This window comes from Buttiauxella izardii (assembly GCF_003601925.1).
GTDB lineage: Bacteria > Pseudomonadota > Gammaproteobacteria > Enterobacterales > Enterobacteriaceae > Buttiauxella > Buttiauxella izardii.
In genome coordinates this window covers 1-24,089 of record NZ_QZWH01000065.1, presented here as the reverse complement: position 1 = coordinate 24,089, position 24,089 = coordinate 1, and the positions used below count along the sequence as shown (strand labels likewise).

Here is a 24,089-nt window from a genome sequence, read left to right as displayed (position 1 = left end):
GTCTAAAGTGTTACCCATGTGTCCGGTTTGTACCGAAGCGTCATCCGACTTATGGAACGACTGCGCCGTCCGCAATAACCACCGGGCGGCGGCTCAAAATCGCATTCAGGATAATCGCGCCAAACGTAGCCGTCCCAATCCCGCCGAGCGTGAACCCACCGATCGTTAAGGCGAAATCACCCGCACCCAATACCAGCGTGACTGCCACCATAATCAGGTTACCGTTCTGGCTTAAATCAACATTGTGCTGCACCCAGATGCGTGCGCCTGCTACGGCTATCAAGCCAAATACCACAATAGATGCGCCGCCAATCACTGGGCCCGGAATGGTATGGATAAGTGCGCCAAATTTCGGTGAGAAACCCAATAGCATGGCAATGCCGGACGCGGCGACAAACACCAGTGTTGAATAGACTTTTGTCACCGCCATCACGCCAATATTCTCGGCGTATGTCGTCACGCCGCTGCCGCCGACAGAGCCTGAAAGCATCGTTGCCAGGCCGTCACCGACAAAAGCTTTGCCGATGTACGGGTCCATATTTTTACCCGTCATCCCGGCAACGGCTTTCAAATGCCCGAGGTTTTCTGCCACCAGAATCACCGCCACCGGGGCTATCAGCATCATCGCCTGTACATTAAATGTCGGTGAAGTGATTTGCGGAATACCGAACCATGCCGCAGCACCGATCAACGCAAAATCCACCGGTTTGCCGAAGCCAAAACCATTTGCCAGCAACGCGTAAATGACACAAGCGAGAATCAAGCCAATCAGAATTAACAAGCGCTGGATCATGCCTCGGGTAAACACCGCAACCAGCCCGATACACATCACCGTCATGACCGCCATCCAGCTATCGAAGCTACTGGCTGAAACGCCACGCACTGCAATAGGTGCCAGATTCAGGCCGATGGCCATCACCACCGCACCGGTCACGACGGGCGGCATCAGCCGTTCAATCCAGCGCGTTCCGGCCTTCATCACCACAAACCCAATCAGCGTATATACCAGGCCGCAGGCAATAATCCCGCCGAGCGCCACGCTTAAATGCGGGTTTAAGCCTTGCCCGTTAAAGCCGGTCACAGCAATCACCACACCAACAAACGCGGCACTCGAGCCCAAATAACTCGGTACGCGCCCTCCGGTGACCAGGAAGAATAGCAGCGTCCCAACCCCCGACATTAATATTGACAAATTAGGATCAAGCCCCATCAAAAGCGGCATTAGTACCGTCGCGCCAAACATCGCTACCGCATGCTGCACACCCATCACCAGCGTTTGGCCGAGGGGCAGAGTTTCGTCCGGGGCGATGACGCCGCCTTCCGTTATCGCAGATTTTTTACGCCATTGTGGAAACCAGGAATTCGCCATATTCATCTCCAGAGGGAACACGTTTCGGCTAACAGGCAGGCCGCATTAGTTGGTGATAGCCACGGTCAAACCACACCAGTCCGTGGGAATCGTCGTTACGTTCAAGAGCCACTAATTCACAGAATAAAATGTCATGCGTACCCACACTGACGACCTGGCTGATACGGCAATCAAAAGAGACAATCGCCCCTTCAAGTTGCGGGCAACCCGTCGCGCCGTGTCGCCAGCGTGCGGCAGAAAAGCGCTCGGTCATGGCGGTTTTTCCGCCAAACAGATTGGATAATGCTTCGTGTCCGGCGGCCAGAGTATTGACACACAGCGCCTCGTTACGGTTAAAAATCGGCCACACCGAAGCGCTACGATTCAGGCAAACCAGCAAGGTTGGCGGTTCGTCGGTGACGCTGCACACCGCTGATGCGGTAAATCCCGCGCGTCCGGCAGGGCCATCGGTGGTAACGATATTCACCGCCGCACCCAGGCACGACATCGCATCGCGGAAGGTTTGTTTCTCAATCATCCTGGCTCCTTAAGCCACGCGGCAAGCGGCTTCAAATGCTAAACGTGGCAGACGCGTATGGGCTTTTGCCGGGTCGCCATAACCGATACTTATCAGCAAATTACTTTTCCAGCCGTTGGCGCTGAAAAACTCCGTATCGACTTTTTCGCGGTCAAACCCAGACATCGGCCCGGTATCGAAACCGAGCGCCCGACAGGCCGCAATCAGATAGGCCGCCTGCATGGAGCTGTTACGAAATGCCGTTTCTTCTGCCAGTTCCGGGCTTGAGGTAAACCAGGCGCGGGCGTCGGCATAGGGGAACAGCGTTGGCAATTGTTCAAAGAACGCCGGATCCCAGGCCACGATGGCGGTCACGGGCGCGCTCATCGTTTTGTCGATATTCCCCGATGACAGCGCGGGCTTAAGGCGTGCTTTTGCCTCCGGGCTACGGACAAATAAAAAGCGTGCCGGCGAGCAGTTAGCGGAGGTCGGGCCAAGACGCAGCAGGTTATAAATCTCGGCAAGCTGGGCATCACTCACCGGTTTATCCAGCCACGCGCTGTGGGTTCGTGCGCCGGTAAACAGCGTTTCCAAAGCCTCGCTTGAGAGGGCATGACTCATACAATTTCCTTCTGAAAAGAGGGTTCGATTTGCAGCGAAGCGTTCATTGCGCTGAGGAACCGTTGATTAAAATCATTCGCGTCAGTGACGTTGCAAGCGTGCCCACCCCACGGCATCACCTCGAGCGTGCTTTCAGGCAACGCTTCATGTAATTCCACAGAACAATTCCACGGCACCAGCAGATCGTCGCGGGAGCAAATCAGCAGCACCGGCTGGTGAATATGCCCGGCTGTGCCGTGGAAATCAGCGGCCTTCAGGGCATTCAGGCGGCGAGTCAGATTTTCAGCCCCCTGAAAGTGCGCATTGTGCATGGCTTCTTCAGCCTCGAGGCGTGGCTGATTCACCGCCATCCACTCTGCCGGGTAGAGAAATAGCGGTTGAGCCTGCAAATAGGCGGCTGGGCCACTATCACGCAGCAACGTTTCACGCACCGCAAAACAGCGCCGCGTATGGGCATTGAGCTGCAACCAGCCATTAATTATCGCTATGCGGTCGATAGCTGCCGGGTAGTCCAGCGCCAGTTGCAGGGCGACCAGCCCGCCAAGCGCATGCCCGAGCACGCCGTAATGCGTAATGCCCTGTTGCAACACGGCGCTGTGGATTTCCCAGGCCATATCCGCAAGCGAGTAATCATCGGGTAGCGGCTCGCGGTTCACGCCAGTTCCGCGCTGGTCGTACACCACCAGTTGGAAGTGTTCGCTCAGTGCCGCGCGTTGTGGCAGCCAGTAATTGCCGGTTCCCCCAAGCCCGGCAATTAAGAGCAGAACCGGGGCATCGGGGAAGGGCGCTGGAGTCAGCTCAATTTGCATAAGCTATTTCCCGATATGCGCGACGCTGGCGATTTCAACCAGCGCGTCGGGTTTGACCAGCCCGCACTGAATGCAGAAGCGGGCCGGTTTTTCGCCGGGGAAAAACTCGGCGTACACTTCGTTGATGGCGGCGTAGTTCGTCCAGTCGGTGATGAAAATCGAGTTAAACGTCACGTCATCCATGGTGCCGCCTGCGGTTTCAATCACCGATTTTATGGTTTCCAGCACGTGGCGCGTCTGGGCTTTGGCATCACCGACATACACCACATTGTTTTGCTTATCGAACGGCAACGTGCCGGAGACATACACCACGCCATCGGCCAGGGTTCCGGGTACAAACTGCGCGATAGGCGTGGTGGTTCCCGGTGGAATAATCACGGATTTTGGCATTAGGTTTCTCCTGTTCAGGCAATTCGGGCAAGGGATTGCGGCTGTAACGCCTGGCAAAACGTGCCGACATCACTCACCCAACCAAAAAAGGTTTCGATATTGAAAAGTGCAGCCTGCTGCGCAAACGCAGGCCCTGCCTGATGCGTGGCATCGGCTAACACCACGCCAAAATATTCGAGGAAAAAGCCATCGCGCAGTGTCGATTCCACGCAAACATTGGTGGCGATGCCGGTAAACACCAGGTGGCGAATCCCTCGCGACCGCAAAATGCTATCCAGCGGCGTGTTAAAGAAACCGCTGTAACGAGGTTTGGGCAGCACGATATCGCCCGGCTGTGGCACCAGTTCGTCCACCAGTTGATAATCCCAGCTGCCTTTTGCCAGCAGTTTCCCTTGTAACTCCGGGTGCTTGCGCATGGTTTTGAGGGCGTTGGACTTGTGGAAATTCGGCGAGCCTGGGCCGCCTGCTTCGACATAATCACTGTCCCAACCGTTCTGGAACCAGACAATCAACATGCCTGCTTCACGAGCGGCGGCCACTGCGGTTTTAATGTTTTCGATCACCGGTTTCGTTGCCGAAACATCAAAGCCCGCAAGGTCGAGATATCCGCCCTGGCTGGCGTAAGCATTTTGCATATCGACGACGATCAGCGCCGTTTGTTCAGCCGTAAAGGTGATGGCTTCGGGACGAGCATCAAGAGTGAATTTTTGCATCACGCCACCTCGCGAGCAGAAGGGGAAAGATGCGCACGCGACTGCATCAGCGGTTGGATTTTTTCGCCGAATGCTTCAATGCCAGCAAGGAAATCATCAAACGTCAGCAGCACGCCTTCGGCACCCGGAACCGTGGCGACTTCATCCAACAGGCGGGCGACGGTGGCGTAAGATCCAACCAGAGTGCCCATGTTGATATTCACGGCTGAGGTGGGGTCCGCCATCTGGCGCACATTGGTGTCGGAACCGGAACGCGTGTCTTTCTGACTTTGTTCGGTCAACCACGCCAGCGCTTCTTCATCGGCACCCGCTTTGTAGTGCTCCCATTTGGCGCGGGCAGCCTCGTCGGATTCATCGGCGATAATCATAAACAGCACGTAGGAACCGACATCGCGGCCGGTTTTTTCAGCCGCTTCAACCATGCGGGCGGCAGTGGGAGCGAAGGCGGTTGGCGTGTTAACGCCTTTGCCAAAGCAGAAGTTGTAATCGGCATATTCGGCAGAAAACGCCATGCCAGCCTCGCTCTGCCCGGCGCAAATCATTTTCACTGGTTGGGCAGGGCGCGGGCTTAGGCGGCAATCGTTCATGGTAAAAAACTCACCTTTTAAATCACTTTGCCCGGTTCCCCACAAATCGCGCAGCACCGTGGCGTATTCGGAAAGGTAGTCGTAACGGCGAGCGAAATACTCATCGCCTGGCCAGATGCCCATTTGCTCGTATTCCGGTTTTTGCCAGCCGGTCACCAGATTCACCCCAAAGCGCCCCGGTGCGATGGAATCAATGGTCGAGGCCATGCGCGCCACGATGGCAGGGGGTAATGTGAGCGTGGCCGCCGTCGCGTAAATCTGAATTTTGGACGTCACCGCCGCAAGCCCTGCCATCAGGCTGAACGACTCGAGGTTATGATCCCAAAATTCGGTTTTGCCGCCAAAGCCGCGCAGTTTGATCATCGAGAGGGCAAAGTCGAAATCGTAATATTCGGCTTTTTGCACAATCGCTTTATTCAGCTCAAACGTGGGCATGTACTGCGGCGCGTTAGTAGAAATTAACCAGCCGTTGTTGCCGATAGGAACGAATACGCCAATTTTCATCACAAGCCTCTCTGGGAATGGTTGCTTTCAGTTGAGTCTTTGCAAGCCGGATGCCAGGTTGGAAAATTGGTTTGTTATCATAATGTTGATAATTGGTTTCTATTTTTGATGCATTAAAATCAGACTGTTTGGTCAAAACGAGTGCACAAAAAACAGGCGTCAGTGCGCGTTCAGGGTGCAATGAGGCGCAAACTGATCGTTGTCGCAAGGCGCTTTTGCTATGCTGTTGGGCAAAACCGTATAAAGAGAAATGGCATGGCACAAGGTGGCGCAGCACCCAAAGAAACCGGACGGCGTTCAAAAGCCGTCGCGGCAAAAAAGCAGGCTATTCTGGCGGCGGGGCTGGAGTTTTTCTCGCAGTTTGGCATTCACGGCACCAGCATTGAAAAGGTTGCCGAACGCGCGGACGTGTCAAAAACCAATCTTCTCTATTATTACCCTTCCAAAGAAGCGCTCTATATTGCGGTGCTCAAGCAAATTCTGGATATCTGGCTCGCGCCGTTGCGCGCGTTTCGTGAAGATTTGCAGCCGCTGGTGGCGATAAGCGAATACATCCGCCTCAAATTAGAAGTGTCCCGCGATTATCCGCAGGCTTCGCGCCTGTTCTGCCTTGAAATGCTCCAGGGAGCGCCGCTCTTAAAAGAAGAGTTAACCGGGGATTTGAAATCGCTGGTCGATGAAAAATCGGCGATTATTGCTGGATGGATTGAGAGCGGAAAACTGGCGGCGGTTGACCCGCATCATTTGATTTTCATGCTGTGGGCGACCACCCAACACTACGCCGACTTTGCAAGCCAGGTTGAAGCAGTGGCGGGCAGTAATTTAAGCGATGAAGACTTTTTCCGCCGCACGGTGGAAAACGTGCAGCGGATGATTATCGAAGGGATTCGGGTTCGTTAACGCGGCGGGAAAACGCAGCTTACGTCACCTTCTTCACAATTGAGCGTGCTTTTCAGTAGCTCAGTGCGCTCGCGGGTTTTGTCCATCATGCACTGCGCGTGCACCATCGGGGCGACGGATGCGCCGTCAGCGCCGGATGTTAAGAACGCACAATCTGCATCGCGAAACGCAATCCACGCATTTTGCGCCGCTTTGAGCTGGGTTTTCTGGGTATCTGTGGCGAGTTTCATCGCCTCTTTGTAAGCCTGATTCAGTAATTCATCCTGCTTTTTATATTCGTTACTGGCGCACTCGTTAAGCCCGGCCTGTGACGTTGCCGAGTCGCAACTATCGGCCAGCACGTTGGCGCTCAACAACAATCCCGTTATCAGTAAACAAACGCGTTTCATCATCATTCCTCGAATAAAAAAGGCTCCCAAAAAGGAGCCTTTTTAGCGTAGTGAAAACTTAGCCGATTGTCATCAAACTGGCGTTGCCGCCTGCGGCTGCGGTGTTCACACTGAGTGAGCGTTCAACATACAAACGCTCCAGCAGCAGGTTGGTTTCACCGCGAGCAAAGCCTTGTACCGAAACAATTGCGCCGTCGCGTGCGGCGACTTTTTCGCACAACGAGCGTAGTTGGTCGGAATCGCCGTGGTAAATCACCGCATCAAACATTTGGCTTAACAGCGCGTCTTCTTTGGCGAAGTCGATCTGTTTTTGCACCAGCGCAGGCAGGGATTTAGCCAGTTCACGATGTAACTTATCGTCAGCCCACAACACGCGGCTGCCGACGCTTGTCACGCCAGCCAATTGAACAAGAGCATCTTGTTCGTTATCGGCGATACATAACACGCGCTCACGCGGCATTAAGGCGTAAGTGTTGCGCTCGCCCGTTGGCCCTGGAAGCTGGCGCAGGGTGCCGCTTTGTGCCAGTTGCTCGAAACGTGCACAGATAGCGGGCAGCTCACCTTTTTTCAGCGCCCCTTGTGTTTTCACTGACCATTGTGCCAGCGCCTGGTGTGCTTCCTGGAGGCTGGCTTTCAGCGTGGTATCGACTGGCAACTCAGCGTCCTGGCGGTTAAAGGTGGTTTGCAGCGCGCTGTCCGGGCGGTTTGCCAGCAGGCGATACAGGTACAACGGGCCACCGGCTTTCGGGCCAGTGCCCGACAAACCTTCGCCGCCAAACGGCTGCACACCGACGACCGCGCCGACCATGTTGCGGTTCACGTACATATTGCCGACGTGGGCCGAACCGGTCACCTGCGCGATGGTTTCGTCGATACGCGTGTGGACGCCCAGAGTCAGGCCATAACCGGCGGCGTTGATTTGGTTAATCAGCGCGTCGAGGTTATTACGGTTGTAGCGCACCACGTGCAGCACCGGGCCAAATACCTCTTTTTGCATCTCATCGAAGCTATCCAGTTCAATCAGCGTGGGTGCCACGAACGTGCCGCTGTTCCACTCTTTGGCATCCACGCTGTTTTCGCGCGCGGCCTGGAACACCTTGCGGCCTTTACTGCGCAGCGTTTGGATGTGCTTGTCGATATTCTCTTTCGCTTCGGCGTCAATCACCGGGCCGATGTCAGTCGTCAGGCGGCCTGGGTTGCCCATGCGGCATTCGGCCATCGCACCGCGCAGCATTTGCAGCGTGTGTTCGGCGACATCTTCCTGAATACACAACACGCGCAGTGCCGAACAACGCTGGCCTGCGCTATCAAAAGCGGATGCCACCACATCAACCACCACTTGCTCGGTGAGCGCTGAAGAATCGACGATCATGGCGTTCAGACCGCCCGTTTCAGCAATCAGCGGCGTCGGGCGACCTTGCGGATCAAGGCGGTCAGCGATGTTGCGTTGCAGCAGTGTGGCGACTTCGGTGGAACCGGTAAACATCACGCCACGCACACGGGCATCGCCCGTCAGTTGCGCGCCGACAGTTTCACCACGTCCAGGTAGCAGTTGCACTACGCCCGCAGGCACACCGGCTTCCAGCAAAATTGCGATACCCTGCGCGGCAATCAGCGGGGTTTGTTCGGCAGGTTTTGCCAGCACGCTGTTACCGGCGGCAAGGGCGGCGGCAATCTGGCCGGAGAAAATCGCCAGCGGGAAGTTCCACGGGCTGATACATACCACCGGGCCGAGCGGGCGGTGCGTTTCGTTATCGAAATCATCACGGACCTGGCCTGCGTAGTAATGCAGGAAATCCACCGCTTCGCGCACTTCGGCAATCGCGTTGCTAAAGGTTTTACCGGCTTCGCGCACCAGAATGCCAATCAGCTGCTGCATCTGGCCTTCCATGATTACCGCAGCACGTTCAAGAATGGCGGCACGTTCTTGCGGCGGCGTGGCGAACCAGATTGGCGCGTTATTCACGGCACTTTCCAGTGCTTGCGAGACTTCCGCAGGCGTGGCTTCGCGTGTGAAGCCTACGATATCGGTCGGCTCCGCTGGGTTTTTCACCGGCACCATATCGCCCGGTGCGACAGGGTTTTCCAGAATCGGCAGCGCCTGCCATTTTTGTGCCGCGCTGTTCAGTAGGGCAGAGGAGAGCGATGCCAGGCGGTGTTCGTTCGCCAGATCCAGTCCGCTGGAGTTGGTGCGATCGGCACCGTACAACTCTTTCGGTAACGGGATTTTCGGGTGCGGTAGGCCGAGTTGGCCCTCTTTGCCTGCAATACCTTCGATGGCGGTCACCGGGTCAGCGACTAATTCGTCAAGCGGCAGCGTGTTATCGGCGATACGGTTGACGAACGAGGTGTTTGCGCCGTTTTCCAACAGGCGGCGTACCAGGTACGCGAGTAGCGTTTCGTGAGTCCCGACCGGCGCATAAATACGGCAAGGGCGGTTCAGTTTACCATCGGCAATTTTGCCGACCACCTGATCGTAAAGCGGCTCGCCCATGCCGTGCAGGCACTGGAATTCATACTGGCCAGGGTAGTAGTTTTGCCCCGCCAGGTTGTAGATGGCCGCCAGCGTGTGGGCGTTATGGGTAGCGAACTGCGGATAAATCAGGTTCGGCACCGCCAGCAGTTTTTTGGCGCAGGCCAGATAAGAGATATCGGTGTAAACCTTGCGCGTATAAACCGGGTAGCCTTCGAGGCCGTCCATTTGGGCGCGTTTGATTTCGCTGTCCCAATATGCGCCTTTCACCAGGCGAATCATCAGGCGGCGACGGCTGCGGGTCGCCAAATCGACGAGATAATCAATCACGAACGGGCAGCGTTTTTGGTACGCCTGAATCACGAAACCGATGCCGTTCCAGCCTGCCAGTTCCGGCTCGAAGCAGAGTTTTTCCAGCAGATCGAGGGAGATCTCCAGGCGATCGGCTTCTTCGGCGTCGATGTTAATGCCGACGTCGTACTGGCGGGCCAGCAGCGTCAGGGATTTCAGGCGCGGATATAACTCTTCCATCACGCGGTCGTACTGGGCGCGGCTGTAGCGCGGGTGCAGCGCAGAAAGCTTGATGGAAATGCCTGGGCCTTCGTAAATACCACGTCCGTTGGAGGCTTTACCAATCGCGTGAATCGCCTGCTGATATGAAACCATATACGCCTGCGCATCGGCGGCGGTCAGTGCCGCTTCGCCCAACATATCGTAGGAGTAGCGGAAACCTTTTTCTTCGAGCTTACGCGCGTTGGCGAGGGCTTCGGCGATGGTTTCACCGGTAACAAACTGCTCGCCCATCAGGCGCATCGCCATGTCCACGCCTTTGCGGATTAATGGCTCGCCACTTTTACCGATAATACGGTTCAGAGAGTGCGACAGGCTGGCTTCGTTGTGAGTGGAAACCAGGCGGCCGGTAAACAACAAACCCCAGGTCGCGGCGTTCACAAATAGCGACGGGCTACGGCCAATATGCGAGTGCCAGTTGCCGTTGCTGATCTTGTCGCGGATTAACGCATCGCGCGTGGCTTTATCCGGAATGCGCAATAAAGCTTCAGCCAGGCACATTAAAGCCACACCTTCTTGTGAAGAAAGTGAAAATTCCTGCAATAAACCCTGTACCATGCCCGCCCGGCCTGTTGCGCTCTTTTGGTTGCGCAATTTTTCGGCAAGCTGATAAGCCAGTTTGTGGGTTTGTTCGGCGATAACAGGGGAGAGGCGAGCCTGCTCCAGAATCATCGGCACCGCATCGGTTTCCGGGCGGCGCCAGGCAGCGGTAATCGCCGCGCGCGTGACGGATTGCGGCAAGATTTGCTCAGCAAAATCGAGGAACGGCTGGTGTGTTTCTTCAACGTGTGGAGCTGCTTCATCGCTTTCGTTGGCGGCACCCGCCAGCAAAGCGGGGAGTTCTGGCAATTCGTCGTTGTTTTCCAGGCGTTCAAGATAGTTAAAAATCGCCTGTTTAATGAGCCAGTGTGGTGTGCGGTCAATGCGTGAAGCGGCTTCTTTAATGCGCTCGCGAGTTGCGTCGTCGAGTTTAACGCCCATGGTCGTGGCCATGCCTGTCACTCCCTTGCCCGTGATTGGCGGGCAAAAATTGAAGGGTTGATAAAAGTTACCCGGCAATATCTATCATGTTGCAACTTTGTGCAACCTTGTTAAATGTGAGCTGGATAGCAAGCTGTGAAATAGATTGAATTGTTAAATTTGGCATAAGAAAGCGAGCGGGCTAATTATTCGCAGACGGGGTGAATTTACCGACACACTTAACAGTTTCAGAGGGTGCAACCGCTAAAAACGTGAGCGAGTGCAACCTACTGCAAAAAGCTATTTTTTGTACGGTGAATTTATTGTGAATAACGTGTTAAAACGCTTGCGGTAAGAAACTATTAAAGCTCCGTGCTGCGTTCCGGCATGGCAAAAAATTTTGGAGAACTTGCATGAACATGAGTACACCAATGCTGGTGACTTTCTTTATCTACATCTTCGGCATGATATTGATAGGGTTTATCGCCTGGCGTTCAACGAAAAACTTTGATGACTATATTCTGGGCGGTCGCAGCCTGGGCAGTGTAGTCACCGCATTATCCGCAGGCGCATCCGACATGAGCGGCTGGCTGCTGATGGGCTTGCCGGGCGCTATCTTCCTTTCCGGTATTTCGGAAAGCTGGATTGCCATCGGCCTGACTGTGGGCGCGTACATCAACTGGAAACTGGTCGCCGGGCGTCTGCGTGTTCACACAGAAGTAAACAATAACGCGTTAACGCTGCCGGATTATTTCACCGGTCGCTTTGAAGATAAAAGCCGCATCCTGCGTATTATCTCGGCGCTGGTGATTCTGCTGTTCTTCACCATCTATTGTGCGTCCGGCATTGTGGCGGGGGCGCGTCTGTTTGAAAGCACCTTTGGCATGAGCTACGAAACTGCGCTGTGGGCGGGTGCTGCGGCAACGATTCTGTATACCTTCGTTGGCGGTTTCCTCGCGGTGAGCTGGACCGATACCGTGCAGGCGAGCCTGATGATTTTTGCCCTGATCCTCACGCCAATTATGGTGGTGATTGCGGTCGGCGGATTCGACGATTCGTTGGCGGTGATCAAACAAAAAAGTATCGAAAACGTCGATATGCTGAAAGGCCTGAACTTCGTGGCGATTATCTCGCTGATGGGCTGGGGCCTGGGCTACTTCGGCCAGCCGCATATTCTGGCGCGTTTCATGGCGGCCGACTCGCATCACACCATCGTGAAAGCGCGTCGCATCAGTATGACGTGGATGGTTCTGTGCCTGGCGGGCGCGTGTGCCGTGGGCTTCTTCGGTATCGCGTACTTTAACAACAACCCGGCGCTGGCGGGTGCGGTCAACCAGAACGGCGAGCGTGTATTCATTGAACTAGCGCAACTGCTGTTTAACCCGTGGATTGCCGGTATCTTGCTGTCGGCGATTCTGGCGGCGGTCATGTCTACGCTGAGCTGCCAGTTGCTGGTGTGTTCAAGTGCGATTACCGAAGATTTGTATAAAGCCTTCTTCCGCAAAAATGCCGGGCAGAAAGAGCTGGTGTGGGTAGGCCGCTTTATGGTGTTGCTGGTGGCGCTGATCGCAATTGCTCTGGCAGCCAACCCAGAAAACCGCGTGCTGGGCCTGGTGAGTTATGCATGGGCAGGCTTCGGTGCGGCGTTTGGCCCGGTGATTCTGTTCTCAGTCATGTGGTCACGCATGACGCGCAACGGCGCATTGGCTGGCATGATCATCGGCGCGTTGACCGTTATCATCTGGAAACAGTTCGGTTGGTTGGGCCTGTATGAAATCATCCCTGGCTTCATCTTCGGCAGCATCGGTATCGTGGTCGTCAGCCTGATGGGCAAAGCGCCAAGTGCTGCAATGCAGAAACGCTTTGCGGAGGCCGACGCGATTTATCACACCGCGCCACCGACAAAGTTACAACCTGAGTAATCCCTTCAAGGCCGCATCCAGCGGCCTTTTTTACATCTGCTTATACCCGTCATCCTTCAAGTTGCAGGGGTGTTGGCTGCAACTCGAATGCTAACGAGCATATAAATATCCTAACAATCCGCTTGTGTTTATTTCTTGGGTAATGATAATCACTATCGTTCTTGTTTTACTTTTCTTTACGTCATTTGACCTGAGTTCACAGTTGGGGTGTCAGGAATGTTTGTTCCGTTTCTCATTATGTTACGCGAAGGGCTGGAAGCCGCGCTGATCGTCAGCTTGATTGCAAGCTACCTGAAGCGAACGCAACGCGGCCAGTGGATTGGCGTGATGTGGATTGGCGTGGTGCTGGCGGCTGCACTTTGCTTAGGTCTGGGTATCTTCATTAATGAAACCACCGGTGAATTCCCGCAAAAAGAGCAGGAGCTGTTTGAAGGCATTGTGGCGGTCATCGCCGTCTTCATTTTGACCTGGATGGTGTTCTGGATGCGCAAAGTGTCGCGCAACGTCAAAGGCCAGCTCGAGCAGAAAGTCGACGAGGCGCTGCACAGTAAAGGCAACCACGGCTGGGCGCTGATTTTAATGGTGTTCTTCGCCGTCGCGCGCGAAGGGCTGGAATCCGTATTCTTCTTGCTGGCGGCATTCCAGCAGGACGTGGGCATGATGCCGCCGCTTGGCGCAATCCTCGGGTTGGCCACCGCTATCGTATTGGGCTTCTTGCTTTATTGGGGCGGGATTCGCCTGAACCTCGCCGTATTCTTCAAATGGACCAGCTTGTTTATTTTGCTGGTGGCTGCGGGCCTGGCAGCAGGCGCGGTGCGTGCTTTCCACGAAGCCGGGTTGTGGAACCACTTCCAGGATATCGCGTTTGACCTCAGTAATGTTCTTTCCACCCATTCCCTGACCGGAACGCTGCTCGAAGGTATTTTTGGATACCAGGAGACGCCGACCGTTAGCGAAGTGGCGATGTACTTTATTTACCTGATTCCGGCGCTGGTGCTGTTCTGTATTCCGCCACGCATGACGGCTCAGGCGACAAATAACGTTCGTTAGTTACAACATACTAAAATTTGATAGGGATTGGCCATGACTACACACTTTCGTCGTAAGGCTTTGCACGCCGCGCTGTTCGCGCTCGCTTCTTCTGCTTTTGCTGTACAGGCCGCTGATGTTCCGCAGGTAAAAGTCACTGTGACTGATAAACAGTGCGAACCGATGAACATCACTGTGAATGCAGGTAAAACGCAGTTCATCATTCAAAACAACAGCCAGAAAGCGCTGGAGTGGGAAATCCTGAAAGGGGTGATGGTGGTTGAAGAACGCGAAAACATCGCACCGGGTTTCTCGCAGAAAATGACCGCTAATCTGCAAGCGGGCGAATACGACATGACCTGCGGCCTGTTGAGCAATCCGAAAGGCAAACTCATCGTGAAAGCGGCGGGCGACCAGGCGGCACCGAAGAATGACCTGATGGCGTTGACTGGCCCAATCACCGAATACAAAGCGTATGTCACCGTGCAAGTTGCTGAATTAGTGAAAGGCACCAAAGCCTTTACTGACGCGGTAAAAGCGGGCGACATCGAAAAAGCTAAAGCGCTGTATGCCCCAACGCGCCAGTACTACGAGCGCATCGAACCGATTGCTGAACTGTTCTCCGATCTGGATGGCAGCATCGACGCCCGTGAAGACGATTACGAGCAGAAAGCCAATGACCCTAAATTCACCGGTTTCCACCGTCTGGAGAAAGCGCTGTTTGGCGATAACTCCACCAAAGGCATGGAAAAATACGCGGAGCAGCTGAACACTGACGTGTTGGATCTGCAAACGCGTATTTCTGAACTGGCCTTCCCACCGAGTAAAGTGGTCGGCGGCGCGGCTGGCCTGATTGAAGAAGTCGCGGCGAGCAAAATCAGCGGCGAAGAAGACCGTTACAGCCACACCGACCTGTGGGACTTCCAGGCCAACGTTGATGGCGCGCAGAAAATTGTTAACTTGCTGCGTCCGTTGCTGACCAAAGATAACGCGCCGTTGCTGGCAAAAGTGGATGCCAACTTCAAGAAAGTGGACACCATTCTGGCGAAATATCGCACCAAAGATGGCTTTGAGACTTACGACAAACTGACCGATGCGGACCGTAATGCGCTGAAAGGTCCAGTAACGGCGCTGGCGGAAGACTTATCTCAACTGCGTGGCGTTTTGGGTCTGGACTAGGTTTATGAACGATAAGAATAAAAACGGCGGGCATATTCCGGCTCGCCGTCGGTTACTGAAAGGGCTGGGCGCGCTAGGCGGCGCCCTTGCTGTTGCGGGTGGTTGCCCGGTTGCGCATGCAGCAAAAAAAGAAACCTCGCCAGGTACATTGCCGCCTGACGCACGCATGGAAAAGCAGCCGTTTTACGGTGTGCACCAGGCGGGCGTTTTAACCCCTCAGCAAGCGTCAATGATGCTGGTGGCGTTTGATGTGTTAGCCAGTGATAAAGCGGATCTTGAGCGCTTATTCAAATTACTGACGGCTCGTTTTGACTTCCTCACCACTGGCGGTGCGGCTCCGGATACGCCTAATCCGCGTATGCCGCCGATGGATTCAGGGATTCTGGGGGCGCAAATTTACCCGGATAACCTGACGATTACGCTGGCGACGGGAACATCGCTGTTTGATGAACGTTTTGGATTGCAGTCCCAAAAGCCTCAAAAACTGCAAAAGATGGAACGCTTCGCCAACGATTCGCTGGATGCCAGTTTGTGTCACGGCGATTTGCTGCTGCAAATTTGCGCCAATACCGCCGACACCGTGATTCACGCGCTGCGTGACATTATCAAACACACGCCGGATTTGCTCAGCGTGCGCTGGAAGCGGGAAGGGTTTATCTCGAATCACGCGGCACGTTCGCGCGGCAAAGAGACGCCAATCAACCTGCTCGGCTTTAAAGATGGAACGGCGAATCCGAATAGCGAAGATAAACCGCTGATGGATGAAGTGGTGTGGGTGACGGCGAACCAGCAAGAACCGGCATGGGCGGTGGGCGGCAGCTATCAGGCGGTGCGCATTATTCAGTTCCATGTTGAGTCCTGGGACCGAACGCCACTAAAAGAGCAGCAGACGATTTTTGGCCGCGATAAACACAGCGGTGCACCGCTGGGCATGAAGAACGAGCACGATGAACCGGATTACGCCGCCGATCCTGACGGCAATGTGATTGCTCTGGATGCGCATATTCGCCTCGCTAACCCGCGCACCAAAGAAACCCAATCTAACCTGATGATGCGTCGGGGTTACAGCTATTCGCTTGGCGTTTCCAAATCCGGGCAACTGGATATGGGGCTGTTGTTTGTGTGCTTCCAGCACGACCTTGAGAAAGGTTTCCTGGCAGTACAGCAACGGTTAAACGGCGAGGCGCTGGAGGAGTATGTGAAGCCGATTGGCGGCGGGTATTTCTTCGTGATGCCGGGGGTTAAGGATGATAAGGGGTATTTGGGGCAGGGGTTAATAGAGGCGTGATTCTGAAACCACCCTCATCCTAACCTTCTCCCTGAGGGAGAAGGGATCGACCGTGCCTTTCTCCCACTCCTGAGCGAAACGGGATCGACCGTGCCTTTCTCCCTCTCCTGTGGGAGAGGGCAGGGGTGAGGGCAATCCTCCCCCTGCTAATTTTTCATTTGCTAACAATTTGCCCATCTAAAATTCATCCCATTTTCCTATGACTATTCCTTTGATATAAAAGTGTAATATTTTTATGTCATAAATATGCTTACAGCGTGACGAAACGCGAATGTTGATTTAAAGTAAAATAAACGTTGCAATTAAGATAAAATTTGATGTACTTAAAGCACGAGCGGTAGTTCCCGGCTGTGAATTTCAATCACATTGGAGATCGCGAATGGTAGGGTCCTGCACTGGACGATTGAGCAAACTTCTTACCCGCACTACCCAGCGCGGAGGTGTCTCCTCCGGCTTCGCTATCTTCACCGCTAAAAAACCTGATCCTTTTACAACTCAACGTATTAACGATGCGCTAAGCGGCGTAAATCGTCTAACTGGCGTATCCTCTCAACCGGCAGTTCATGGCTTAAAAGGAAGCCAAACCTCATCCGTTAGTGAACATAATCGCGCCCTAAGTCGTGACGCGGGAAATGAAACCAACTGTAAGGTGCCATCCATGGGAAGACAGAAAGCAGTGATCAAAGCTCGTCGTGAAGCAAAACGTGTGCTGAGACGGGATTCGCGTAGCCACAAACAGCGCGAAGAGGAATCGGTCACATCGCTTGTGCAGATGAGCGGCGTTGAATCTATCGGCATGGCAAGAGATTGCCGGGATAATTCACCAATAGCAGCGCGAAACGAGGCTCAACAGCACTATCTTAACGCCATCGAGAAAAAGCAACTGGTCTTCGCGACAGGTGAAGCCGGGTGCGGCAAGACATATATCAGTGCGGCGAAAGCCGCTGAGGCCCTGATACATAAGGATGTCGACAGGATAATTGTTACCCGACCGGTCCTGCAAGCTGACGAAGATCTCGGCTTCTTACCCGGGGATATTTCGGAAAAGTTCGCCCCTTATTTCCGCCCGGTGTATGACATCCTGGTGCGTCGTTTAGGGTCGTCCTTCATGCAGTATTGTCTGCGTCCCGAAATCGGCAAAGTAGAGATTGCGCCGTTCGCCTATATGCGCGGACGTACATTCGAAAATGCGGTGGTTATTCTTGATGAGGCGCAGAACGTCACCGCAGCGCAAATGAAAATGTTCTTAACGCGCCTTGGGGAAAACGTGACGGTGATCGTCAATGGCGATATCACGCAATGTGATTTGCCACGCGGTGTTCAGTCCGGTCTGAGTGACGCTCTGGAGCGTTTTGAAGAAGATGAAATGGTCGGTGTGGTTCGTTTTGGCAAGCAAGATTGTGTGCGCTCAGCCCTTTGCCAGCGCACGTTGAATGCCTACGACTGATTTCTGGTGTAATTGAATTGTAAAGCCCAAACACTGTTTGGGCTTTTTTCTTTGCGCGAATTATTTACCCAAAATGTGAAGGGTATCAAAACGGATGGTCAAGGAGAGACAATTTTAAGGTCTTCATAATTATTCCCCGCCAGATTGTTGCCGTATACTTCTCTCAACCAGAAACAATCAGAACATTTCCAATTAGTCCCTTTTGCAGGCGTGGGTTGTGCTGATATCCGACATGCAGACTGTTGCAACGTGAGGAATTTATTATGACGACGAAAAGACGTATCTACCTATTTTGTTCTGCCGGAATGTCCACCTCATTACTGGTTTCAAAAATGAAGGCGCAGGCAGAGAAGTATGAAGTACCGGTCATTATCGAAGCCTGGCCTGAAACGCTGGCGGCTGAAAAGGGCAAAGATGCGGATCTGGTATTACTCGGGCCACAAATTGCGTACATGCTTCCAGAAATTCAAAAAGTATTACCGGGCAAACCAGTCGAAGTTATTGACTCGGCAATGTACGGCAAAATTGATGGATTAGGCGTGCTCAAAGCAGCCGTCGCATCGATCAAGAAGGCAGCAGCAAACAGTTAATTTTTTTACCTCTTGTTTTATTTTTCCGTCAAAGAACGACCTTACACAACCTGGCCGCAAGTCTCTTGCGGCAATAAAGGAAATTACAAATGAGTAAAGTCATTGATTCACTTGAAAAGATATTGCTTCCTTTCGCAGTGAAAATTGGGAAGCAACCGCACGTCAACGCAATTAAAAACGGCTTCATCAAATTAATGCCATTGACCCTCGCAGGGGCAATGTTTGTTTTAATCAATAACGTTTTTCTGAGTTTTGATACAGGTTCATTTTTCTATTCTTTAGGTATTCGTTTAGACCCCTCAACCATTGCAACCCTTAATGGGTTTAAAGCCATTGGCGGCAACGTATATAACGGTACGTTAGGTATTATGTCGCTAATGGCGCCTTTTTTCATTGGCATGGCGCTGGCTGAAGAACGGAAAGTTGATCCATTGGCTGCCGGTTTATTATCCGTTGCGGCATTCATGACTGTGACTCCATATAGTGTTGGCGAAGCTTATGCTGTCGGCGCGAACTGGTTAGGCGGTCAGAATATTATTTCCGGTATTGTTATTGGCCTGGTAGTGGCGGAATTATTTACGTTTGTTATTCGTCGCAACTGGGTTATTACTCTGCCAGATAGCGTGCCGACTTCGGTATCACGTTCATTCTCTGCTTTAATTCCAGGCTTTATTATCCTGTCTATCTTCGGGATTATTTCCTGGCTGCTGGCAAACCACGGTAGCAACTTCCACCAGATTATTATGGATTCCATTTCAACGCCGTTGGCGTCGATGGGTGCCGTAGTAGGTTGGGCGTACGTTATCTTTAACTCCTTACTGTGGTTCTTCGGTGTGCATGGTTCACTGGCGCTGACCGCGCTGGATAACGGCATCATGACGCCATGGGCGCTGGAAAACATCGCACTCTATAACCAGTATGGCTCTGTTCAGGCGGCAATTGACGCGGGTAAACAGTTCCACTTCTGGGCTAAACCAATGCTCGACTCCTACATCCTGTTGGGTGGTTCTGGTGCGACGCTTGGCTTGATTATCGCAATCTTCATGGTTTCACGTCGTGCAGATCACCGTCAGGTGGCGAAACTGGCACTGCCTTCAGGCATCTTCCAGATTAACGAACCTATCCTGTTCGGTCTGCCAATCATCATGAACCCGGTCATGTTTATCCCGTTCGTGCTGGTACAGCCGATTCTGGCGGCTATCACTCTTGCGGCGTATTCGATGGGCATTATCCCGCCGGTCACTAACCTGGCACCGTGGACAATGCCAACCGGCCTGGGTGCCTTCTTTAACAGTAACGGCAGTATCGCTGCTCTGTTAGTCGCGCTGTTCAACCTGGGTGTCGCGACCTGTGTCTACATACCGTTCGTCATCCTGTCTAACAAAGCGCAGGCTGTCATTGAAGAAGAAGAAAGCGAAGAAGATATTGCTAACGCACTGAAATTCTAAACTTAAATTATAAGTAACTTTGGTTGGGGATGGCCCCCTGTCCCCAACCACTTTAAATTGTCCGGGAGAGAATTTGATGTTTGATTTAGAAAATGCGGTCGATAACGAAGTTGATACCAACGATCTTGAAGAAGTGGTGATGGGTTTAATCATCAATTCTGGTCAGGCGCGTAGCCTGGCATACGGTGCACTGAAAATCGCTAAAACCGGCGATTTCGAAAAAGCCTGGGAGCTGATGGCTCAGTCTCGCGAAGCACTGAATGAAGCCCACCTGGTACAAACCAAACTGATTGAAGGCGACCAGGGCGAAGGCAAAACCAAAGTCAGCCTGGTGCTGGTTCACGCGCAAGATCACCTGATGACGTCTATGCTGGCGCGCGAGCTGGTGACAGAACTTATTGAGCTTCACGAAAAAATAAAATAAGTTGGAGTCCCTATGCAGCCACCGGTAATCAGTATGGAAATCAATACCGCTCGTGAGAGTCAACTTTTTGATGGTCAACATTTCCACATGTTCATCCACAACAAAGTCGAAAGCGTCTCCGGGCTGCACCAGCATGATTATTATGAATTCACGGTTGTGCTGACAGGGCGTTATTACCAGGAAATTAACGGTAAACGTGTGTTGCTGGAAAGAGGGAGTTTTGTTTTTATTCCGCTCGGTTCCTACCATCAAAGCTTTTATGATTTTGGTGCCACGCGAATCCTGAATGTGGGTATCAGCAAGGATTTTTTTGAACAACATTATTTACCGTTATTCCCGGCTTATTTTATTGCTTCACAGGTTTATCAGATTAAGAATGAATTTCTGACTTATATTGAATCTGTGACGGCGTCATTAAACTTCCGTCAGGGTGAGTTTAATGAATTTCTTGAGATGGTGACGTTTTATATCGTAAACCGTCTGCGCCATCATAAAGAATCAGAATCCGGCGGCGATATTCCCGTCTGGCTGAAAAACACCGTTGAGCAGATGCACGGCAAAGCGATGTTTGGTGATAAAGCGCTGGTGAATATGGTGGAGTTGTCCGGTAAGTCGCAGGAATATTTGACCCGCGCCATGCAACGCCATTACAGTAAAACACCGATGCAAATTATCAATGAGATAAGAATTGATTTTGCCAAGAAACAACTGGAGATCACCAACTTTTCTGTTACCGATATTGCTTTCGAGTCCGGTTACAGTAGTGCCAGTATGTTTATTAAAAACTTTAAAAAGTTAACGTCATTTACGCCGCAGCATTATCGGAAGCAGTTATACAGTATTAAGTGATTTATAAACATTCTGTATATGTATTAATGAGGGTTAAATATAACCTTCAATAATACATCTATATCGCTGTCTTAATTACAGTGCAATAAACTTGTACCGGAGTCCTCATGAGTAAAAAATTGAAAGTCGTCACAATCGGTGGTGGTAGCAGCTATACCCCTGAATTACTCGAAGGTTTTATTAAACGTTACGAAGAATTGCCGATTAGTGAATTATGGTTAGTCGACGTTGAGGCGGGCAAAGAGAAACAAGACATTATCTTTGATCTTTGCTTACGCATGATTGAACGCGCTGGCGTACCGATTGCACTGTATAAGACCCTCGATCGCCGCGAAGCGCTGGTGGACGCTGATTTCGTAACCACGCAGTTGCGTGTCGGGCAGTTGAAAGCTCGCGAACTCGATGAACGCATCCCATTAAGCTACGGCTACCTGGGCCAGGAAACTAACGGTGCAGGTGGCTTGTTCAAAGGCCTGCGTACCATTCCGGTGATTTTCGACATCATCAACGATGTGAAAGAAATCTGCCCGAACGCCTGGGTGATTAACTTCACCAACCCGGCCGGCATGGTGACTGAAGCGGTTTATCGCCACACCGATTTTAAGAAGTTCATCGGCGTGTGTAACATTCCGGTGGGCATGAAAATGTTCATTAAAGATGTGTTGAAGCTCGCGCCAACGGATGAACTGAACATTGACCTGTTCGGCCTCAACCACATGGTGTTCATTAAAGATGTCATCGTGAACGGCACTTCCCGTTTTGACGAACTGCTTGATGGCGTGGCGTCCGGCACGCTAACCGCCGGTTCGGTGAAAAACATCTTTGATTTGCCGTTCAGCGAAGGTCTGATTCGTTCTCTGCGCCTGCTGCCGTGCTCATACTTGCTGTACTACTTCAAGCAGAAAGAGATGTTGGCTATCGAAATGGGTGAGTTCTACAAAGGCGGCGCGCGCGCCACGGTTGTGCAGAAAGTTGAGAAACAACTGTTTGAGCTTTATAAAGATCCCGCTCTGAACGTGAAGCCAAAAGAGCTGGAACTGCGTGGCGGGGCTTATTACTCTGACGCGGCCTGCGAAGTGATCAGCGACATTTACAACGACAAGCAAAGCGAGCATTACGTTAACGTGCCGCACCACGGTCATGTTGATAATATTCCGGCTGACTGGGCGGTTGAAATGACCTGTACTATCGGTCGCGATGGCGCAACACCGACCCCACGCATCACGCATTTTGATGAGAAAGTGCTGGGCCTGATTTACACCATTAAAGGCTTTGAAGTGGCGGCAAGTGAAGCGGCTCTGAGCGGCAACTTTAACGATGTTCTGCTGGCGCTGAATTTAAGCCCGCTGATTCATTCCGATAAAGACGCTGAGAAAATTGCCCGCGATATGTTGCTGGCGCACGAAGCGAATCTGCCAAACTTCGCGCAGGCGATTGCTGCACTTAAATAAACGCAAGAATAAACGGAAGCCTTCTCTGAAAAGAGAAGGCTCTCTCGCGAGGCGACAATGGATAAGTTATTAATTGTTAACGCGGACGATTTTGGGCTGTGCAAGGCGCAAAATTACGGAATAATCGATGCATTCACTCATGGCGTGGTGACATCAACCACCGCTATGGTTAACGGTTCAGGTATTGAACACGCGGTGGCACTGAGTGCGAAACACCCTGGTTTGGCTATTGGTATGCACTTTGTGCTGACGTTAGGCCGTCCGTTATCTGCCATGCCTGGTCTGGTGGATGAAAAGGGCGAATTGGGTAAATGGATCTGGCAGCGTGCAGAAGAAGGTTCTCTGCCACTGGCGGAAATTGAGCATGAACTGGAATGCCAGTATGCGAGATTCCTCGAGTTATTTGGCCGTGCGCCAACACATCTCGACAGCCATCATCACGTGCATATGATCCCGCAAATTTATCCGATTGTTGAAGCGTTTGCCAAAGAGAAGGGCGTGGCGATTCGTTTCGACTATGATGCCGCGTTACCGGCGGGGCTTGAGTGTGTGGGTGTGAAAACTGCCGCAGGTTTTGATAGCGGTTTTTATGGCGATGCGATCTCCGAAACCCTTTTCCTCGATACCCTGGAAAAATCCATGGCGCGCGGCGAGCAATCGCTTGAAATTATGTGCCACCCGTCATTTATCGATAACACCATTCTTGCCAGCAAATACTGTTACCCGCGTCTGGCTGAACTGGACGTTCTCACTTCTGCATCATTGAGGTACGCGATTGCCGAGCGTGGTTATCGGTTAGGGACGTTCAAGGATTTGTAATATTTATTGTGGTGGATGACAATCCACCACGCAACACTCACTGAAACGGGTAGGTCGGATAAGCGCAGTGTACGACCGGCCACATAGGTTACAGATCAGACCGGCCACACAGGTAACACATTTTGCCTAATCTATCCGGATGATACTTTGCTTACGTCTGTCGTAGTAAGCAAGGTCCATCCGGTTAAATATTATCGCTTCAAGCCCGTCCTCACGTTCCTCCAGCATCACATATTCACCCCGCAGCGCCTGATTCAGGAACACCCTTTTGCCGATGTGTATCACTCCTTTTGGACCCACCCGGTACACTTTTGCCCCTTCGGGATAGCTCACCTCCGGCGTTTTCCCGTCCCATTTTCTCGGCGACGGCACCCAGATACCCCCCGGCGTCAGACCGCCCAGCGCCTCGTGTGGCCGCTCCCGGTTAAACTCTTCACGATAGCTGTCGAACCAGGCCTGCTGTTCCTCCAGCGTCGCCCGGCGGTTACCGAAGCTCAGGCTGTGTTTCAGCGAACGGTGCATGCGCTCGTGGCGACCGTTCTCTTCCGGATGCCCTTTGCGGATGCGCTCCGGCCGGATACCGAGCTTAATCAGCCAGACCGCGAGCCGGCTCAGCCCGGCAATACCGGTGCCGGCAAACGGCTGGCCGTTATCGGTTTTCAGCACCTCCGGCAGGCCGTATTCGAGGAATGCGCGCGCCAGACAGTCCCGCACAAAGGCCTCGCTTTCCCGGAATGTCCCCTCGCAGGACAGCAGGTAACGGCTGTGATTATCGGTCAGCGTGAAGGGGTGGCAGTAGTGCTGGCTGAGCAGGCGGAACTTGCCCTTGAAGTCGGCGCTCCAGACCTGATTGACCTCGCTG

General features: G+C 52.8%; 22 protein-coding genes. 12 read left to right on the top strand and 10 right to left on the bottom strand.

Going from position 1 to position 24,089, the window contains the following annotated elements:
- Window positions 1-49: 49 nt before the first annotated feature.
- From rutG to rutA, 7 genes are read right to left on the bottom strand one after another with little or no spacing between them, the layout of a single operon-like run.
- Entirely contained in the window at window positions 50-1,369 is a 1,320-nt protein-coding gene (gene rutG, locus D6029_RS21490; protein ID WP_120066713.1) for a pyrimidine utilization transport protein G, read from the bottom strand.
- A 28-nt stretch (window positions 1,370-1,397) separates the two neighbouring features.
- Window positions 1,398-1,886 carry an NADH-dependent FMN reductase RutF gene (gene rutF / locus D6029_RS21485; protein WP_120066712.1) on the bottom strand — a complete coding sequence of 163 codons (489 nt, stop codon included), beginning with the start codon at window positions 1,884-1,886 and terminating at the stop codon, window positions 1,398-1,400.
- Window positions 1,887-1,895: 9 nt separating this feature from the next.
- Window positions 1,896-2,486, bottom strand: a complete 591-nt coding sequence (locus D6029_RS21480; RefSeq protein WP_120066711.1) for a malonic semialdehyde reductase — start codon at window positions 2,484-2,486, stop codon at window positions 1,896-1,898.
- Window positions 2,483-3,295 (bottom strand): pyrimidine utilization protein D, encoded by an 813-nt coding sequence (gene rutD, locus D6029_RS21475; RefSeq protein ID WP_120066710.1) that lies wholly within the window; start codon window positions 3,293-3,295, stop codon window positions 2,483-2,485. Before rutD ends, D6029_RS21480 begins: the two co-directional genes overlap by 4 nt.
- Before the next feature lie 3 nt (window positions 3,296-3,298).
- Complete coding sequence (gene rutC / locus D6029_RS21470) at window positions 3,299-3,685, bottom strand: pyrimidine utilization protein C (protein WP_120066709.1); 387 nt, start codon at window positions 3,683-3,685, stop codon at window positions 3,299-3,301.
- Between the two features lie 14 nt (window positions 3,686-3,699).
- A complete protein-coding gene (gene rutB / locus D6029_RS21465; protein ID WP_120066708.1) occupies window positions 3,700-4,398 on the bottom strand; it encodes a pyrimidine utilization protein B in 699 nt (232 codons plus the stop codon).
- Entirely contained in the window at window positions 4,398-5,489 is a 1,092-nt protein-coding gene (gene rutA, locus D6029_RS21460) for a pyrimidine utilization protein A (protein WP_120066707.1), read from the bottom strand. Before rutA ends, rutB begins: the two co-directional genes overlap by 1 nt.
- 255 nt (window positions 5,490-5,744) lie before the next feature.
- On the opposite strand from rutA, the gene rutR reads away from it, so the two are divergent.
- Window positions 5,745-6,389, top strand: a complete 645-nt coding sequence (rutR, locus tag D6029_RS21455) for an HTH-type transcriptional regulator RutR (protein ID WP_120066706.1) — start codon at window positions 5,745-5,747, stop codon at window positions 6,387-6,389.
- Here rutR and D6029_RS21450 read toward each other — a convergent pair.
- Together D6029_RS21450 and putA are read right to left on the bottom strand one after the other, a co-directional pair.
- The gene (locus D6029_RS21450; protein WP_120066705.1) at window positions 6,386-6,778 is read right to left on the bottom strand and encodes a lysozyme inhibitor LprI family protein; all 393 of its coding nucleotides are present in this window, start codon (window positions 6,776-6,778) and stop codon (window positions 6,386-6,388) included. The genes rutR and D6029_RS21450 overlap by 4 nt on opposite strands.
- Window positions 6,779-6,836: 58 nt before the next feature.
- Entirely contained in the window at window positions 6,837-10,814 is a 3,978-nt protein-coding gene (gene putA / locus D6029_RS21445) for a trifunctional transcriptional regulator/proline dehydrogenase/L-glutamate gamma-semialdehyde dehydrogenase (RefSeq protein ID WP_120066704.1), read from the bottom strand.
- Between the two features lie 380 nt (window positions 10,815-11,194).
- Here putA and putP point away from each other — a divergent pair, with 380 nt between their 5' ends.
- The 11 genes from putP to chbG all read left to right on the top strand — a co-directional run bounded on the left by putP (window position 11,195) and on the right by chbG (window position 23,227).
- A complete protein-coding gene (putP, locus tag D6029_RS21440) occupies window positions 11,195-12,703 on the top strand; it encodes a sodium/proline symporter PutP (protein WP_120066703.1) in 1,509 nt (502 codons plus the stop codon).
- Between the two features lie 216 nt (window positions 12,704-12,919).
- Entirely contained in the window at window positions 12,920-13,753 is an 834-nt protein-coding gene (gene efeU, locus D6029_RS21435) for an iron uptake transporter permease EfeU (protein WP_120066702.1), read from the top strand.
- 33 nt (window positions 13,754-13,786) lie between these two features.
- Entirely contained in the window at window positions 13,787-14,911 is a 1,125-nt protein-coding gene (efeO, locus tag D6029_RS21430) for an iron uptake system protein EfeO (protein WP_120066701.1), read from the top strand.
- Window positions 14,912-14,915: 4 nt separating this feature from the next.
- Window positions 14,916-16,199, top strand: coding sequence for an iron uptake transporter deferrochelatase/peroxidase subunit (gene efeB / locus D6029_RS21425; RefSeq protein WP_120066700.1), 1,284 nt, complete (start codon window positions 14,916-14,918; stop codon window positions 16,197-16,199).
- A 658-nt stretch (window positions 16,200-16,857) separates the two neighbouring features.
- Window positions 16,858-17,646: a phosphate starvation-inducible protein PhoH gene (gene phoH / locus D6029_RS21420; protein WP_208642706.1), complete on the top strand. Its 789-nt coding sequence runs from the start codon at window positions 16,858-16,860 to the stop codon at window positions 17,644-17,646.
- 263 nt (window positions 17,647-17,909) lie between these two features.
- Complete coding sequence (locus D6029_RS21415; RefSeq protein WP_120066698.1) at window positions 17,910-18,236, top strand: PTS sugar transporter subunit IIB; 327 nt, start codon at window positions 17,910-17,912, stop codon at window positions 18,234-18,236.
- An 89-nt stretch (window positions 18,237-18,325) separates the two neighbouring features.
- A complete protein-coding gene (gene chbC, locus D6029_RS21410; RefSeq protein ID WP_120066697.1) occupies window positions 18,326-19,684 on the top strand; it encodes a PTS N,N'-diacetylchitobiose transporter subunit IIC in 1,359 nt (452 codons plus the stop codon).
- Window positions 19,685-19,760: 76 nt separating this feature from the next.
- Window positions 19,761-20,108, top strand: coding sequence for a PTS N,N'-diacetylchitobiose transporter subunit IIA (gene chbA, locus D6029_RS21405; RefSeq protein ID WP_120066696.1), 348 nt, complete (start codon window positions 19,761-19,763; stop codon window positions 20,106-20,108).
- A gap of 12 nt (window positions 20,109-20,120) precedes the next feature.
- Window positions 20,121-20,957 (top strand): transcriptional regulator ChbR, encoded by an 837-nt coding sequence (gene chbR / locus D6029_RS21400; RefSeq protein WP_120066695.1) that lies wholly within the window; start codon window positions 20,121-20,123, stop codon window positions 20,955-20,957.
- 107 nt (window positions 20,958-21,064) lie between these two features.
- Window positions 21,065-22,408 carry a 6-phospho-beta-glucosidase gene (locus D6029_RS21395; protein WP_120066694.1) on the top strand — a complete coding sequence of 448 codons (1,344 nt, stop codon included), beginning with the start codon at window positions 21,065-21,067 and terminating at the stop codon, window positions 22,406-22,408.
- A gap of 57 nt (window positions 22,409-22,465) precedes the next feature.
- Window positions 22,466-23,227 carry a chitin disaccharide deacetylase gene (gene chbG, locus D6029_RS21390; protein ID WP_120066693.1) on the top strand — a complete coding sequence of 254 codons (762 nt, stop codon included), beginning with the start codon at window positions 22,466-22,468 and terminating at the stop codon, window positions 23,225-23,227.
- Window positions 23,228-23,353: 126 nt separating this feature from the next.
- On the opposite strand, the gene D6029_RS21385 is transcribed toward chbG, so the two are convergent.
- The coding region (locus tag D6029_RS21385; protein WP_147365257.1) for an integrase core domain-containing protein at window positions 23,354-24,089 on the bottom strand (736 nt) is incomplete at its 5' end.